We start from the raw sequence: 14,046 nt of genomic DNA, 5'->3' as shown, positions 1-14,046 counted from the left end.
CATAGGTCCGGGATGCACCGCCCGCTTGATTGGTGCGAGCACGTTTTTTCAACCAATCGTCGAGCGCTGTAATGCCCGACGAAAATTCCCCGAGTTCGTGATGATCCGCGAGTGGAACCGGGACCGACAGCGTCACGCAGCTTCCCACGGAGCCTTTGTCGTCATCGTGCGGCGCAATCGGTCGTTGGGCTGCGGCGGCGCGTCGAGGCGTGCCAGAAACGCAGCGTAGACATCCGGTTCGACGGTAAACACGAGACGGTTGAGCAACGCTTCCTCAGCGGCGCGTTGCGAGGCTTCAAGCATGAAGTCGGTGCGATTCTTACCGAGCAATTCGGCTGCGCGGTCGATCAGATTGCGAACTTCCGGCTTGACGCGGATGTTGAGCGGAACGCTCTTCGGCACCGGATGATGTGACGTTGGCATGGACGGCTCCTTCGTCGCGCATATCTAGCACAGCGTAACGACATTGTCATTACCCGGTTCGATGGAGCATGCGATCCGTAGTAGCCCTAGCGCACGACCAGCACCGGGATCTCCGTGTAGGACAGCACTTCCGCCGTCTGGCTGCCGAGGAGCAGCTTGCCCAGCCCGCGGCGGCCGTGCGAAGCCATGACGATCAGGTCGCAGCCCAGGGCCTGCGACAGTTCCAGAATGGCTTCGGCGGGCCGCTTGTCCTCGACATGCACGACCTCCGCCGAGACGCCGGCGGCGTCGGCCGATGCCTTGCACCTGTCGAGAACTTCCTTGGCGTATTTGCGCGCCTCTTCCTGATAGGCGGCCAGTTCATCGCCGGCGGCGTAGCCGGCCATGGCGCCGCCCCAGGCGAAGATCGGGAATTGTTCGGAGACGGTGATGAAAGTAACAGAGGCGCCGAGGCCCTTGGCCAATGTCAGGCCGTGGGTAACGCCCTTGTCGGCCAGTTCCGATCCGTCCGTGGCGATGAGCAAATGTTTGTACATGATGACATGACCTGTTGCGCAAGGGCCGATGCCCTTGAGGTGGCGGGAGCCTTGTGGAGGGCTGGCCTTGATATAGTTGCGGCCTCGGGCCGATCACAGGGCCGGCCCCGCCGCGGATCAAGGCCAGGCGACCACGCAGTCTTGTACCAAGCGGATTCCCCTTTGCCGCATCGTCGCCTAAGGTGCCGGTGACATTGAAAGGCAGTCCATGAGCAACTCGTATCCGCAAATCCATCTGGTCCGGCATGGTGAGACGGCATGGAGCCTTTCGGGGCAGCATACCGGCCGCACCGACATGCCGTTGACCCCGGTTGGCGAGGCCGCCGCGCGGGGTGTCGCGGACAGGCTCGAGGGCCTGTCTTTTTCGGCCGTATGGTCGAGCCCGTCGCAGCGCGCCTACAACACCAGCGTACTGGCCGGCTTCGGCGCGCAGAGCGTCAAGAAGGACGATCTGCAGGAGTGGGACTATGGCGCCTATGAGGGGCTGACGACAAAACAGATCCTGGCCGAGCGCCGCGGCTGGAATGTGTTTCGCGATGGGTGTCCAAAGGGCGAGACGGCGGCCGATGTCGGCGCGCGGGCCGACAGGATTATCGCTGGGCTGCGCGAGGCCAATGCCAGCATATTGGTGTTTTCCAGCGCGCATTTTCTGCGCGTGCTGGCGGCGCGCTGGATCGGGCTGCCGCCGGAGGGCGGCGCGCTGCTCGTGCTCGATACGGCCAGCATCAGCGTGCTCGGCTACGAGCATGATTTGAGCGAGCCGGTCATCCGGAAATGGAACCAGAAATAGAGCAGCTTCGGCCAGCGGCACCGCTTACGCCTATCTGTCGAATTTCCTGATCGCCTCAGCGGTTACCGGCGTGAAGAAATTCACCAGATTGCCGTCAGGGTCGCGAAACAGCAGCGAGCGGTTGCCCCAGGGCATGGTGGTCGGCTTCTGCACAGTGATATTCCTGAGGAGGTCCGAGAGCCTGGCGAATTCAGCATCGACGTCGCCGACGCGGAACTCGATGATGGCGGTGTGGTTGTCGGCGGGGCGGGCGATGTCGCCGCCGAACAGCATCAAGGTGCGTGTGCTGCCGATCGCCAGCGTGCAGGTCGGCGTCGCCAGTTCGGCGAAGTCTTCCGTGTACACCGTCACGGGCATGCCGGTGATCTCACCGTAGAAGTGAACGAGACGCTGGACGTCCGACGTGATGATGCGGACGGAGACGAAATTCATTGCATTGGCTCCCTGATCGTTGAAGCCGTGGCCGGCTCCCATCCGACCTATAGGCCAGGCCTCCTGACAGCTTTCCGTCAGGAGGGATCGCCGTGCGGCTGCACCAGCGGCACGCCCTGCTTACCCCCTCAGCAGCGCCAACTCTTCTGCTGTCAAATGCCGTGCCGTACCCTTGGCGAGGTCGCCGAGCGGCAGGCGGCCGATAGCGATGCGGATGAGGCGCAGGATCTCGACGCCGTGCGCGGCGAGCAGGCGACGGATGTGGCGATTACGGCCTTCGTCGAGCACGATCTCCAGCCAGGCGGTGCGGCCGCCACTGCGCAAAAGTTCGATCGCGTTCGCGGTGAGCACCTCGCCGTCGACGGTCACGCCGGCGCGCAACGTCTCCAGCATCGGAGCATCCGGTACCGTGCCGATCTGCACGTGATAGGTTTTCGGCAAATGCGAAGCCGGGTCCATCAGCCGGTTGGCAAACCGGGTGTCGTTGGTCATCAGCAGCAGGCCTTCGCTCGCCTTGTCGAGGCGGCCGACCGGGGAGACGAAGGGCAAGTCGAGCCCTTCGAGGCAGGCATAGACGGTGTCGCGCTGCTGCGGGTCGTCGCGGGTGGTGACCAGCCCGCGCGGCTTGTTGAGCATGAGGTAGACCTTGCGCTCGGCAACCACCGGCCTGTCGTCGACGACGATGCGGTCGCGGTCGAGGTCGACGCGCAGCGCCGCATCGCGCACCACCTTGCCGCCGACACGCACGCGGCCTTCGGCGATCAGCACCTCGGCCTGCGTGCGCGAGCACAGGCCGAGCTTCGACAGCGCCCGGTTGAGACTGACGCCGGGCGCCGCCTGCCTGCCGCTCTGCCGTGTCTGCCGTGGTGTCATGGTGCCGTCTGCGCTGGTGGAGCCGACAGATGCCACGGGCTGCAATGGCTTCGCAAGCGTGGTGCTGTCTTCCTATACAGGGCAAGGGGCAATGGCGGCATCCGTACCGCCTGGAACAGCGATATTGTCGCCGCCGCATCCGCTATAATCTGCACCCCATGAGTGAGTCCGCTGCGCCGATAACCAAGACCGTCGTCATCGGTGCCGAGCCGGCCAAGGTCTGGCGGATACTGACGACGCCAGAAATGATCCCGCAATGGATGTCCGACGAGGAGTTGACCGTCAGCCTGCAAGGGCAGGCCGGCGGCGCGATCGTGATGCGCGGACTGCTGCACGGAATGCCGTTCGAAAACCACGGCACCATCCGCACTTTTGAGCCGGGAATGAGCTTCGCCTACAGCTACTGGAGCACACTGTCGGCCTCGCGTCTGGCGGACGTGCCCGAAAATCACACCGTGGTCAGCTTCGACCTGGCGCCGGCGGATGGGGGAACACTGTTGACACTGACGCTCAGCGACTTCGCCGAACCGGCGATCCGGCCGCATGCCGATCTCTACTGGGGGCCGACCTTGCAGATCCTGAAGGCGGTCTGCGAGCGCGCTTGAGGGCGGGCGGGAGTCATCGCAGCGGATAGGTCGTCCCGCCCTTACGCTTTGGGGTATCGGGCGAGAGCCAGCGCGCGGATGCGGTCGGCGACGGCGCTGTCGACCGGGTTGTAGACGGTCAGGCTCAAATCCGGCCGGCCGTCGACCGCGAAGCCCGAATATTCCAGTTCGATATCGCCAAGTTCCGGGTGCTTCAGGCGCTTTGTCCCGTCGCCATGGCTGAGCACGCCGTTTTCCCGCCACAGGGCGGCAAACTCGGGGCTGGCGCTGCAGAGTTCGTCGACGAGTTCACGCACCTCGGAGACAGCGCCGGCGCGTGCCGCATCGGCCCGGAACGCGCCCACCACGAAACGGGCGAGGTTTTGCCAGTCGTGCTGCCTGGCGCGGATATGGGGACTGAGGAACATGAAGCGCAGAATGTTGCGCTCGCCCTCGGGCAGGGTGCTGTAGTCGGTCAGCACGACCCTCGCGGCACGGTTCCAGGCAACGACGTCCCAGGTAGCGGTCCTGACTATGGCGGGGCTGGCATCGAGCGTGTCGATGAGGCGCTGCAGCCGGGGGCTGACGCCTTCGACGCCCCTGTAGCGGACCTCGGGCGGGCGCCCCAGCCCGAGCATGAAAAGATGTTCGCGCTCCGCCTCGGTCAGCAGCAGCCCCTTGGCGATGCGGTTGAGGACATCGGCCGAGGGTGCGCCGCCGCGGCCCTGTTCCAGCCATGTGTACCAGGTCGGGCTGATGTTGGCGCGCTGCGCGACCTCTTCGCGGCGCAGCCCCGGCGTGCGTCTGCGTCCGGAAAACCCGAATGATGCGGGATCAAGCCGGGTGCGCCGGTCTTTGAGGAACGCTGCTAGTGAGCCGGAATTGGAGGGCATCCTGTTAGCCATTATACCACGATAAGATCACTACTTTAATAGAATAATAGACCAGCAATATTACGCGGGCAACTGTACAGGAGATTTTGCATGCGTATCTTTCTCACCGGCGCGACCGGTTTCATCGGTTCGGCGATCGTTCCCGAACTCATCAAGGCAGGCCACCAGGTGGTCGGCGTGACCCGCTCCGACGCCGGCGCCGAGGCGCTGGCCGCCGCCGGTGCTGAAGTGCATCGCGGAACGCTCGAGGAGCCCGAAGGGCTGTGCGATGGCGCGGCCAAGGCGGACGGCGTGATCCACACGGCATTCGACCACGACTTTTCGCGGTTTGCCGAGAATTGCGAAAAGGACAAACGCGTCATCGCCGCACTGGGCGCCGCGCTCGCCGGCTCCGACCGGCCGCTGGTGATCACCTCCGGCGTCGGCATGGGCAGTCCCGGGCATGGCCAGTTGGCGATCGAGGACGTCTTCAACGCCAGCCATCCCAATCCGCGCATCGCCTCGGAGCTGGCCGGCAATGCCTTGCTGGACGCCGGCATCAATGTGTCGGTGGTGCGGCTGCCGCAGGTCCACAATCCGGTCAAGCAAGGCCTTATCACGCCGCTCATCGAGATCGCGCGTGAAAGGGGCGTCTCGGCCTATGTCGGCGAAGGCCGCAATCGCTACTCCGCGGGCCACCTCCTCGATGCGGCGCGGCTTTACCGGCTCGCCGTGGAAAAGCGGCAGCCGGGCGCGCGCTATCACGCGGTCGGCGAGGAAGGTGTCGAAGTGCGCGCTATCGCCGAGGCGCTCGGCCGGGGTTTGAAATTGCCGGTGGTTTCCATTGCGCCGGAAAAGGCGGCGGAGCATTTCGGCTGGATGGCGATGTTCGCGCCGATGGATCTGCCGTCCTCCAGCGCTCTGACCCAGGCACGGCTCGGCTGGCACCCCACCGGCCCGACGCTGATCGCCGATCTCGACGCCATGCGGTATTGATGCGCTTAGCAACGCTCGAGGTGAGCCGAAGTCTCTGACTTCGTCAGCCCCGTCGCGGAGACCCTGGGCCACGCCGCGACCTTTCGGGATTATGCTCCAGGGCTGACCGCGTAGCGCAGATGGACGAGCCCATGCGCCAGCGCCTCGCAGCTCTTCAGGGACAGCTGCGTCTTGCCCGCCAGGCCGCTCTCGCCGAACTCGACGAAACCCTGATTGGCGGCCCGTCCGTCGATCGCGGGTGCAACGAGAAGGCTCAATTCATCGACGAGCCCGGCGGCGAGGAAGGAACCGTTGATGCTGGCGCCGCCCTCGAGCAGCAGCCGGCTTATGCCGAGTTCGCGTCCGAGGACCTCAAGCATCGCGGCGAGATCGATATCGCCGGTTTCCGCGACGATATAGGACACGCCGTCGGCGGCAAGCTCTGCCAAATGGCTGTCGGCAACGTCGCGCCCAAGCAGCACCACGACATGGTCGCCACCGATGTCGGGTTTGGAAAAATGAAGCTTGCCCGAGGCATCGAGCGCCACGGCATAACCCGCACCTATTTGCGCGAAATGATAGGGCCGGTCGACCTTGCCGGCATTGGCCGGCGGATGCGCGCCGGCCTTGCTCATCTCGGCCATGGTGACGCGCCCGACGATCCAGGCATCAGCCGCGAGATCATTATGGATATGCTCGTAGAGGCTCGACCACTCGGCCCGGGTGCCATCGGGGCTCGAGGTATAGCGGCTGGGGTGGAGGCTGCCGTCAAGGGATGCCAGCATATGGCAGATGATTTGCGGCTTCATGTTGTTCTCCAGTCGAGTGCTTTGGGTTCAGTCCAAAGTAGTGCCACGCCGGGAGAATGGAAGCCGCACGCCTCATGACGTACCCAGCCGTTGAGACGGCATGTGCCGGCAGGTATCATGACCGGATGTCCGCGAACATAATCCTGTTTCATTCGGTTCTGGGGCTGCGCGAGCACGAGCGGCATCTCGCTGGAAAGCTGGGCGCCGCCGGTCACGCCGTTTCGCTGCCGGACCTCTATGCGGGCGTGGCGACGGACGATCTCGAGCAAGGCTTCGCGATCAAGGCGCGGATCGGCTGGGAGGTCATTTGCCAAAGGGCGCGCGATGCCCTGGCCTCGACGCCCGGCGATACGGTGCTGGCGGGGATTTCGATGGGTGCAGGCGTGGTCGCGTCAGTCTGGGCCTTGCGGCCGCTGACGGCCAAGGTGCTGCTGTTGCATGGGCTGGCAACCGTGCCTGCGAACATCCGGCCCGGCCTGCCGGTTCAATTGCATGTCGCCGACACCGATCCGTTCTTCCCCGAGCCGGATGTCCGCGCCTGGCAGCACGCCGCCGAGGCCGCGCAAACCGATGTGCGGATCTTCCGCTATCCAAACTCGGGACATTATTTCTCGGATCCAGCTCTGCCCGACTACAACGACACAGCCGCGGCGCTGCTTTGGCAGCGTGTTCTGGCGTTCCTGGATTGAGAAGCAGAGGGGCGGCCTTGCATTGGAGGTCTTCCGACAAAGCGGCCCCCACGCCGGAAATCCAAAATCCGACAATTCCGATAATTTGCCTGGCACCGCTGTTATATCGATGTTGCACAAATGGTTGGCCCTGGGTTAGCATCCCTGCGCAGGCGTCGGTGGGAGGCTCTTTTTACAGCGGCGGCCAGCTGGAGCGGCATGCGTTTTCGGGCGCAGGGAGGATGCTCCACACTTTGAACCGACGCATGATCCTTCCTGAAACCGATCCCGGTTTTCGGGTCGTGCGTTCTTGTGGAGGAGGATCCCATGAACAGACGTGAATTCCTGCTGTCGTCCGCGGCTTTCGGCGCCATGATGGTTGCCGCGCCTTCTGTGTTTGCGCAGGACAAGCTCACTATCCTTGGCTCGGTGCCCAGTCTCGGCTTTCCGTTCTTCGTGCACATGCTGAACGAGATCAAGGCGGAAGCCGCCACGCAAGGCGTCAATCTGACCGAAAGCGACGGCCAGAACTCGGCCACCAAGCAGACCGCCGACATCGAGGCCGCCCTGGTGCAGAAGGTCAACGCCATCGTCATCTCGCCGCTCGACGTCAACGCCCTGGCGCCGGCCATCGAGGAAGCGGTCAAGGCCGGCGTTCCCGTAGTGACGATCGACCGCCGCGTAGACGGCGTCGAGGGCATCCTCGCCCATGTCGGCGCCGACAATGTGAAGGGCGGCGAGGCGGAAGCCAACGCCGTGGTGGCGGCGTTTCCCAACGGTGCCAAGCTGTTCCATCTGCAGGGCCAGCCCGGCGCCGGCCCGGCGATCGACCGCAACAAGGGCGTGCACAATGTGCTCGATCCTCTGAAGGACAAGTATCAGATCGTCTTCGAGCAGACCGCCAACTTCGCCCGCGCCGAGGCGCTGTCGGTGACCGAGGCTGGCCTTGCCGCCAACGGCAAACCCGACGCCATCGTCTGCGCCAATGACGACATGGCGCTGGGCGCCATGGAGGCTTGTGCCGCGCGCAACTTCACCGACGTCAAGATCTACGGCTTCGATGCACTGCCCGAAGCGCTGGTCGCCGTGCGCGACGGCAAGCTTGCGGGCACGGTCGAGCAATTCCCCGGCGAGCAGTCGCGCACTGCGGTGCGCATCGCGGTGGCCTTTGCCAAGGACAAGACCGAGCCGAAGGAGAAGCTGGTGCTGCTGACGCCAATCGTCATCGGCAAGGACAATCTCGACAAGGCGGAGCGGATTGGCGAGACGAAGTAGGGTTTGCGGGGATCGGCCGATTGGCAAAGCCGGCGGGACAGCGCCCCCCTCTGTCCTGCCGGACATCTCCCCCTCAAGGGGGAGATCGACTGTTCCTCCTGCTTTCGCCAGTTCCCAAATGTTGAAAGAAAAGGTGTCGCCGGTGACACAGCCAATCTCCCTTGAGGAGGAGATGTCCGGCAGGACAGAGGGGGGCGTTCAAGCGCTGACAGGCGACATCAACTGCATGGAAGGAGCCACCCTTGCCGCCAGCCGCTGAAGCCGCCTCGCCCGAACCCATCCTGCTTGCCGTCGAAGGCATCACCAAGCATTTCTCGGGCGTCACCGCGCTCAGCGATGTCTCGCTCGATATCCGCCCCGGCGAGATCCTCGGCCTGCTGGGCGAAAACGGCGCCGGCAAATCGACGCTGCTGAAAATCCTCTCGGGTGTGATGCCGCCATCCAGCGGGCATATCATCTTCGACAGTGCCGATTATCATCCCTCCAGCCCGCAGGATGCCAAGCGGCTTGGCATCGTCACCATCTATCAGGAACTGAGCCTGATCCCGACGCTGACTGTGGCGGAGAACATTTTTATCGGCCGCGCGCCGATCGGCCCGCTCGGGCTGGTGAGTTGGCGCAAGATGGAGGAAGATTCCCGCACGATCATCGCCCGCGTCGGTCTCTCCATAGACCCGATGACGCCGGTCTCGGCATTGTCGGTGGCCGAGCAGCAACTGGTCGAGATTGCTCGGGCGCTGTCGCTGGAAAGCCGGCTGATCATCATGGACGAGCCGACCTCGGCGCTGACCGAGACCGAGGTGCAGCGGCTGCTGTCGATCATGGACCGGCTGCGCAAGGACAAGGTCGCCATCATGTTCGTCACCCACCGGCTGGAGGAAGCGTCCGCCATATGCGATCGCATGACGGTGCTGCGCGACGGCAGGCTTGCCGGCCACCTTAACCGTGAAGGCGGGCCGATCGCGCTGCCGAAAATCATCGAGAAGATGGTCGGCCGCGCGGCGTCCGAGCTCTACGCCCGGCCGGCGCAACGCGCGGTGGCCGGCGATGTCGTGCTGTCGGTGCGCGGCCTGCGCACCGTGCGCGACCCCGAGGCGCCACACGCCATCGTGCTCGACGGCGTCGACATAGACCTCAAGGCCGGTGAAATCCTCGGCGTTGCCGGGCTTGTCGGCTCAGGCCGCACCGAACTGGCGCGCGCTATCTTCGGCGCCGACCGCATCGCGGCCGGCACCATCACGCTCGACGGCGAGCCGATCGCCCCGGCATCGCCCGCGGACGCCATTGCGCTCGGCATCGGCCTGGTGCCGGAGGACCGCAAGCACCAGGCGATCTTTGCCGCGCTGGGCATCCTGCCGAATTTCTCCATCGCTTCGCTGGGCAGCTTCAGCAACGGTTTCGGCTTCATGGCCGAGCGGCGCGAGCGCGATGCGCTGTCCGGGTTTCGAAAGATGCTGTCGATCCGCATGGCTTCGGCCGAGCAGGCGATCGAGGGCCTGTCGGGCGGCAACCAGCAAAAGGTGATCCTGGCGCGCTGGCTCGCGCGCGATCCGAAAGTGCTGATCGTCGACGAGCCGACGCGCGGCGTCGATGTCGGCGCCAAGACCGAGGTGCACCAGATCCTGGTGCAGCTTGCGGCGCGCGGCATTGCGGTGATGATGATCTCGTCCGAGCTGCCCGAGGTGCTGGCGGTTTCGGACCGCATCGTCACCATGCGCCGCGGACGCATCACCGGCCAGATGCCGGGCGTCGAGGCAAACGAGGAAAGACTGATGGAACTGATGGCACTCGACCGCAAGGAGACACTATGAGCGTGGCGGGGGAGCAGGATCAGCGCGGCGGCATCAACTTCGCGCGGCTTTTGATGAGCTTCGGGCCGCTGCTGTTCCTGGTGGCGCTGATCATCGTCTTCACGGTGCTGAAGCCGAGCTTCATGGACCCGATCAACCTGTTCAACATCACAAGGCAGATCTCGATCACCGGGCTGATCGCGCTCGGCATGACCTTCGTCATCCTTACCGCCGGCATCGACCTGTCGGTCGGCTCGCTGCTCGCCTTCTGCGGCATGGTCGCCGCCGTGGTCGCCAAGGGCGGCACGGCCAACACGCTGTCGCTGTCGACGAGCGGCACGCAAGGGTTCGGCTGGTTCGCCGCGCTGCTGGCCGCCATCATCGTCGGAGCCGCTGCCGGCGGCGTGCAGGGACTTGTCATCACCCGGCTGAAAGTGCCGCCCTTCGTCGTCACGCTGGGCGGGCTGACGGTGTTTCGCGGGCTGACGCTGACCATCTCCAATGGCGGCCCGATCTCGGGCTTCGACGCCTCGATGCGCTGGTTCGGCACCGGGCTGATCGGCCCGGTGCCGGTGCCGGCGCTGATCTTCGCGGCGGCCGCCATCCTGTGCCACATCGTGCTGCGCTACACGCGCTATGGCCGCGCCGTCTATGCCGTCGGCGGTAATGCGGAAGCAGCGCGGCTGTCGGGCCTGCGCGTCGACCGCATCCTGGTCTCGGTCTACGTCATTGTCGGCTTCTTCGCCGGGCTCGCGGCCTTCGTGCTGTCGGCCAGGCTGAACTCCTCGGAAGCGGTGGCGGGCATCGGCTACGAACTGACCGTCATTTCGGCCGTCGTCATCGGCGGGACCTCGCTGTTCGGCGGCATCGGCTCGGTCGGCGGCACGGTGGTGGGCGCGGCGCTGATCGGCGTGCTGCAGAACGGGCTGCAGTTCAACAATGTCTCGTCCTACACGCAAAGCATCGTCATCGGGCTCATCCTGATCCTGGCGGTGGCGTTTGATCGGTGGCTGAAGTCGAGGGTGCGACGGTGAGGGGGACGGTTCTCCCTTCTCCCACAGTGGGAGAAGGGAGCCCCATTCCTTGCAAAACAATCATGCTTTGCTAGAAAGGTTTTGGCGGGTGGCATCGTGAGAGAACCTCATGTTTGCCGATATCATCAGACCGATCACCCTAGGTTTTTCGCTGCTGCGGCGGTTCTGGCCGCAACTCATGGCACTCGTGCTGGCCGGCGTGCTGGTCGGCGATCTCCTCATGCTGCTGGCGGCGAAGGTGGCGCTGGCCAATCACTTCGCCGGGTTGGCGATGCTGACGCTGGTGGCGCTGGCGCAGCTGGTGATGACGGTGGCAATGTTCCACGTGCTGCGCCCCGGCCTGCCGCATGTGGTGGCCGCGCAGCGCGGCGCCGACAAGGCCGCAACCACCGAGACGCAAACGAAGCCGGGTGCCGAGGCTGACCGGCGCGGCTCGCGGCTGGTGCGGATGATCACCATCGCGCTTCTGCCGTTCTTCGCCTATTATGCCGCCTGGGGATTTCTGGGCGACATCGTGCGACAGTATTCGCGCGAAACACTCGACCAGGCCGATTTCGGCCAGAGCGCTGATGTGCTCGACGTGCTCGACTCGCGCTGGCTGCTGGTCTCCGTGGCGGTGTCCTGGCTGATCCGCCGGCTGGCCAAATTCATGCAGGCTAAGACAGGTGCGGAGTCGTTCTGGCAGATCGTGGTGGTGATCTGCGAGACCAACTGGATTTTCGTCGGTCTCTACGTGATCAGCCGCTGGAAGGACTCGGCGCTGCAATGGCTGATGAGCCGCAATTTCTGGTCGGTCCTGCAGGCATCGGTGGACGGGCTGGCAAACCCGGTGCCGATGGCCTCGGCCGCACCCATGGTGCCGGTCGAGATCTCCTCGATCGCGCCGTCGACGGCTGCGATCAACCTGTTCTTCTTCATGCTCCTGCCGCTGATCTGGCTGGTGATGGCGGCGCTGATCTACGGCTATGATGTGCGCGACGATGCTGCCCTGATGCGCGTGCACGGCCGGCTGGAGCGTGCCGGCCAGCGCTATGCCGGCCTGCCGAAATTCCTGCGCGATTTCGTCGAGCATTTCATCGCCGGCTACCGCTCGCGCTATCTGCCGATCGCCAACGGCGTGCGGCTGACGGTCAGCGCCAGCCTGGTGCTGTTGTGCACGCTGGTGGTCGGCTACCGGTTGCTCGACTGGGGCGCGGCCTGGCTGTGGCTCGGCGCGACGCGGCTGATCGGCCCACACGAGCTCGATATCTGGCAGATTTTTTCGCATGCCGTGACGCTGCTCTTCGGCAGCCCGTTCCAGGATTCTTCCACCGGCATCCTGATCGAGCCGCTGCGCATATGCTTTCTCGCCGCCGTGCTGGAGACGGCGTTTTCGATGGCGAAGCGGGCGGGGAAGTGAGCTTTCTTTACGGGGAGAAGGATGCTGTCACTTCGGCGGCCGCTGAAAACGCAGGAACCAGGGGCGCTCGCTGCCCAGGCCAATGGCTGGGCGGATGGTCTCGATGGCATCCTCGGGCACGATGAAGGTCTCGCCGACGCTGATGATTTCGCCCTTTTTGGCGCCGGAGAAGATCGCCGAGGTGCAGTTCATCACGCCGTCCGGCAGGCTGACGCCGGGGATGAAGTCGGGCAGCCAGCGGCGGCCGGCGGCGTCGGTCAGCATCACCTTGCAGCCCAGCCACTGCTTTTGCAGATCGGGATCGCCGACCGTGACGGCGAAGGTGGCGATGACGGCCATGGCATGGTCGGGCAAGCGGCCGGCCTTGCCGCCGCGCAAATCGGCCAGCCGCCATTCGCTGCCGCCGAACGGCGCGCCTTGGCCAAACTCGACATCCCTGGCGATGAGGTCCTCGCCATGCAGCCATTCACGGATGCTCTCATAGCTGGTTTCGGCCAGCGTCAGCGGCAGCAGGATAGCGAGCGCGGCAAGACCGCGCCGTCGCCATTTTTTCTCGCCACCGCCGGCTGGGTCGATGTCGGTTGAAACCGCGCTCATGTCTTGCCCTGCCGTGTCTGGCCCTGCCGTGTCTGGCCCTGCGGCGGTGCAGGAGCGTCGAGATCGTATAGCGGCAAGACATCCGCCGGTTGACCATCGGCACCGGTCGGAACGGCATCGAGGCTGATGCGAGCCTGGGCGTCGAGCGGGCCGAACTGACGTGCGGCGATAAGCAGGCTGGCGCCTCGGATCTGGTCGGCCGGCAACTCGAAGACGAACAGGCCGCTTCTCTCCAGCCCTGGATCGACGGCATGTGGCGGCATATCCTGGCGATAGTTGAGCCGCTCCGTCTGGCGGTAGCGCAGGCCGGTCGGGCCTTGCCAGGTGCCGTCGGCGACCGTGGTGGAGGTGCTGGTGGCGGTGAGATTGGTCGTCGCCACCGCCCACAGGCCGCTGGTGGTCAGCAGCCTTTCCTGGCCGAACTGGTTGGTCTTCAGCGTGCGCGCAAAGACCATTCTGTCGAGGCGGACATCGAAGCTGCGCGCCCGCACCGTGTCGTGCATGGCGCCATCGATGGGGATCGGCGCGGTAAGTTCGGCATAATGCGGCTTCGACACCTGCATGCCGTAGCTGAGCGCCACGGTGGCGGCGACGATCAGGAGATTGCCGATGGCGCGGATCCTCATGAGCCGCTCTCGGGCAGGTCGGCGACCGGCATGGTGACGGTGCCGAGCCGATAGGGATTGAACCAGCCCGGCGTGCCGTAAAGATTGTCGCGCGGCTTGAAGATCTCGGCGGTGACGCCGAAGCTGAGATTTGCCGGCACGGCGGCGTTACCGGCAAGCGGCCAGACATAGGCCATGCGTTCGGTCATGCCGGGATGCAGTTCCGGCGTCAGCGTCGAATCGCGGGCCAGCGCGATCATCGGCGTGGAATCGGGCAGGTCGATCCCGTCCGGCTTGAAGACGTTGAAATAAGCCTTGTCGGATTGCGCCGTGCGATTGGTCAGATCGGCCTCCAACACCAGCGCCTTCTGGCCTGGTTTCAGC

Annotated in this window: 16 protein-coding genes and 1 pseudogene; 8 read left to right on the top strand and 9 right to left on the bottom strand. The window is 64.9% G+C overall.

What is annotated here, in order from left to right; all coding sequences use genetic code 11:
• Positions 1-132 precede the first annotated feature (132 nt).
• Positions 133-423 (bottom strand): DUF1778 domain-containing protein, encoded by a 291-nt coding sequence (locus EN932_RS14260; RefSeq protein ID WP_013530564.1) that lies wholly within the window; start codon positions 421-423, stop codon positions 133-135.
• Positions 424-509: 86 nt separating this feature from the next.
• The gene (locus EN932_RS14255) at positions 510-959 is read right to left on the bottom strand and encodes a universal stress protein (RefSeq protein ID WP_127366237.1); all 450 of its coding nucleotides are present in this window, start codon (positions 957-959) and stop codon (positions 510-512) included.
• Between the two features lie 208 nt (positions 960-1,167).
• Here EN932_RS14255 and EN932_RS14250 point away from each other — a divergent pair, with 208 nt between their 5' ends.
• A complete protein-coding gene (locus tag EN932_RS14250; protein ID WP_127369982.1) occupies positions 1,168-1,749 on the top strand; it encodes a histidine phosphatase family protein in 582 nt (193 codons plus the stop codon).
• Positions 1,750-1,779: 30 nt separating this feature from the next.
• Here the strand turns inward: EN932_RS14250 and EN932_RS14245 are convergent, their stop codons facing one another.
• Positions 1,780-2,181: a VOC family protein gene (locus EN932_RS14245; RefSeq protein WP_013530567.1), complete on the bottom strand. Its 402-nt coding sequence runs from the start codon at positions 2,179-2,181 to the stop codon at positions 1,780-1,782.
• Between the two features lie 120 nt (positions 2,182-2,301).
• Positions 2,302-3,054, bottom strand: coding sequence for a pseudouridine synthase (locus tag EN932_RS14240; RefSeq protein ID WP_127369981.1), 753 nt, complete (start codon positions 3,052-3,054; stop codon positions 2,302-2,304).
• Between the two features lie 158 nt (positions 3,055-3,212).
• Between EN932_RS14240 and EN932_RS14235 the strand changes: the two genes are divergently transcribed.
• Positions 3,213-3,659, top strand: a complete 447-nt coding sequence (locus tag EN932_RS14235; protein WP_013530569.1) for an SRPBCC domain-containing protein — start codon at positions 3,213-3,215, stop codon at positions 3,657-3,659.
• A gap of 41 nt (positions 3,660-3,700) precedes the next feature.
• On the opposite strand, the gene EN932_RS14230 is transcribed toward EN932_RS14235, so the two are convergent.
• Positions 3,701-4,531 carry a helix-turn-helix transcriptional regulator gene (locus EN932_RS14230; protein ID WP_245268616.1) on the bottom strand — a complete coding sequence of 277 codons (831 nt, stop codon included), beginning with the start codon at positions 4,529-4,531 and terminating at the stop codon, positions 3,701-3,703.
• 90 nt (positions 4,532-4,621) lie between these two features.
• On the opposite strand from EN932_RS14230, the gene EN932_RS14225 reads away from it, so the two are divergent.
• On the top strand, positions 4,622-5,506 hold the full coding sequence (locus EN932_RS14225; protein WP_024501766.1) for an SDR family oxidoreductase: 885 nt from the start codon (positions 4,622-4,624) through the stop codon (positions 5,504-5,506).
• 89 nt (positions 5,507-5,595) lie between these two features.
• On the opposite strand, the gene EN932_RS14220 is transcribed toward EN932_RS14225, so the two are convergent.
• Positions 5,596-6,294 carry a RibD family protein gene (locus EN932_RS14220; RefSeq protein ID WP_063168646.1) on the bottom strand — a complete coding sequence of 233 codons (699 nt, stop codon included), beginning with the start codon at positions 6,292-6,294 and terminating at the stop codon, positions 5,596-5,598.
• Between the two features lie 125 nt (positions 6,295-6,419).
• On the opposite strand from EN932_RS14220, the gene EN932_RS14215 reads away from it, so the two are divergent.
• From EN932_RS14215 to EN932_RS14190, 5 genes are all read left to right on the top strand, one after another.
• A complete protein-coding gene (locus tag EN932_RS14215) occupies positions 6,420-6,983 on the top strand; it encodes a dienelactone hydrolase family protein (RefSeq protein ID WP_024501764.1) in 564 nt (187 codons plus the stop codon).
• Positions 6,984-7,289: 306 nt separating this feature from the next.
• Positions 7,290-8,237, top strand: coding sequence for a substrate-binding domain-containing protein (locus EN932_RS14210; protein ID WP_013530574.1), 948 nt, complete (start codon positions 7,290-7,292; stop codon positions 8,235-8,237).
• 242 nt (positions 8,238-8,479) lie between these two features.
• Positions 8,480-10,048, top strand: coding sequence for a sugar ABC transporter ATP-binding protein (locus tag EN932_RS14200; protein ID WP_127384942.1), 1,569 nt, complete (start codon positions 8,480-8,482; stop codon positions 10,046-10,048).
• A complete protein-coding gene (locus EN932_RS14195) occupies positions 10,045-11,061 on the top strand; it encodes an ABC transporter permease (protein WP_013530576.1) in 1,017 nt (338 codons plus the stop codon). The genes EN932_RS14200 and EN932_RS14195 overlap by 4 nt, the downstream gene beginning before the upstream one ends.
• Positions 11,062-11,170: 109 nt before the next feature.
• On the top strand, positions 11,171-12,460 hold the full coding sequence (locus EN932_RS14190) for a hypothetical protein (protein ID WP_127369564.1): 1,290 nt from the start codon (positions 11,171-11,173) through the stop codon (positions 12,458-12,460).
• Positions 12,461-12,487: 27 nt separating this feature from the next.
• Here the strand turns inward: EN932_RS14190 and EN932_RS14185 are convergent, their stop codons facing one another.
• The 3 genes and pseudogenes from EN932_RS14185 to EN932_RS14175 all read right to left on the bottom strand — a co-directional run.
• On the bottom strand, positions 12,488-13,057 hold the full coding sequence (locus EN932_RS14185) for a hypothetical protein (protein ID WP_127369563.1): 570 nt from the start codon (positions 13,055-13,057) through the stop codon (positions 12,488-12,490).
• The gene (locus EN932_RS14180; RefSeq protein ID WP_127369562.1) at positions 13,054-13,683 is read right to left on the bottom strand and encodes a hypothetical protein; all 630 of its coding nucleotides are present in this window, start codon (positions 13,681-13,683) and stop codon (positions 13,054-13,056) included. Before EN932_RS14180 ends, EN932_RS14185 begins: the two co-directional genes overlap by 4 nt.
• A pseudogene (locus EN932_RS14175) lies at positions 13,680-14,046 on the bottom strand (hypothetical protein); the annotation flags it as partial. The gene EN932_RS14180 and the pseudogene EN932_RS14175, both read right to left, overlap by 4 nt.

The organism is Mesorhizobium sp. M7A.F.Ca.US.002.01.1.1 (genome assembly GCF_004022955.1).
Classification (GTDB): domain Bacteria; phylum Pseudomonadota; class Alphaproteobacteria; order Rhizobiales; family Rhizobiaceae; genus Mesorhizobium; species Mesorhizobium ciceri.
Note: the sequence above shows the minus strand (reverse complement) of the source record. Positions and strands in the feature narration are given on the sequence as shown.

Bases quoted from the DNA above. Each gene is read 5' to 3' on its own strand.
- EN932_RS14195 (WP_013530576.1), top strand. From the start codon at position 10,045: ATGAGCGTGGCGGGGGAGCAGGATCAGCGCGGCGGCATCAACTTCGCG.
- EN932_RS14235 (WP_013530569.1), top strand. From the start codon at position 3,213: ATGAGTGAGTCCGCTGCGCCGATAACCAAGACCGTCGTCATCGGTGCC.
- EN932_RS14185 (WP_127369563.1), bottom strand. From the start codon at position 13,057: ATGAGCGCGGTTTCAACCGACATCGACCCAGCCGGCGGTGGCGAGAAA.
- EN932_RS14180 (WP_127369562.1), bottom strand. From the start codon at position 13,683: ATGAGGATCCGCGCCATCGGCAATCTCCTGATCGTCGCCGCCACCGTG.
- EN932_RS14240 (WP_127369981.1), bottom strand. From the start codon at position 3,054: ATGACACCACGGCAGACACGGCAGAGCGGCAGGCAGGCGGCGCCCGGC.
- EN932_RS14255 (WP_127366237.1), bottom strand. From the start codon at position 959: ATGTACAAACATTTGCTCATCGCCACGGACGGATCGGAACTGGCCGAC.
- EN932_RS14225 (WP_024501766.1), top strand. From the start codon at position 4,622: ATGCGTATCTTTCTCACCGGCGCGACCGGTTTCATCGGTTCGGCGATC.
- EN932_RS14215 (WP_024501764.1), top strand. From the start codon at position 6,420: ATGTCCGCGAACATAATCCTGTTTCATTCGGTTCTGGGGCTGCGCGAG.
- EN932_RS14230 (WP_245268616.1), bottom strand. From the start codon at position 4,531: ATGCCCTCCAATTCCGGCTCACTAGCAGCGTTCCTCAAAGACCGGCGC.
- EN932_RS14210 (WP_013530574.1), top strand. From the start codon at position 7,290: ATGAACAGACGTGAATTCCTGCTGTCGTCCGCGGCTTTCGGCGCCATG.
- EN932_RS14250 (WP_127369982.1), top strand. From the start codon at position 1,168: ATGAGCAACTCGTATCCGCAAATCCATCTGGTCCGGCATGGTGAGACG.
- EN932_RS14190 (WP_127369564.1), top strand. From the start codon at position 11,171: ATGTTTGCCGATATCATCAGACCGATCACCCTAGGTTTTTCGCTGCTG.
- EN932_RS14260 (WP_013530564.1), bottom strand. From the start codon at position 423: ATGCCAACGTCACATCATCCGGTGCCGAAGAGCGTTCCGCTCAACATC.
- EN932_RS14245 (WP_013530567.1), bottom strand. From the start codon at position 2,181: ATGAATTTCGTCTCCGTCCGCATCATCACGTCGGACGTCCAGCGTCTC.
- EN932_RS14220 (WP_063168646.1), bottom strand. From the start codon at position 6,294: ATGAAGCCGCAAATCATCTGCCATATGCTGGCATCCCTTGACGGCAGC.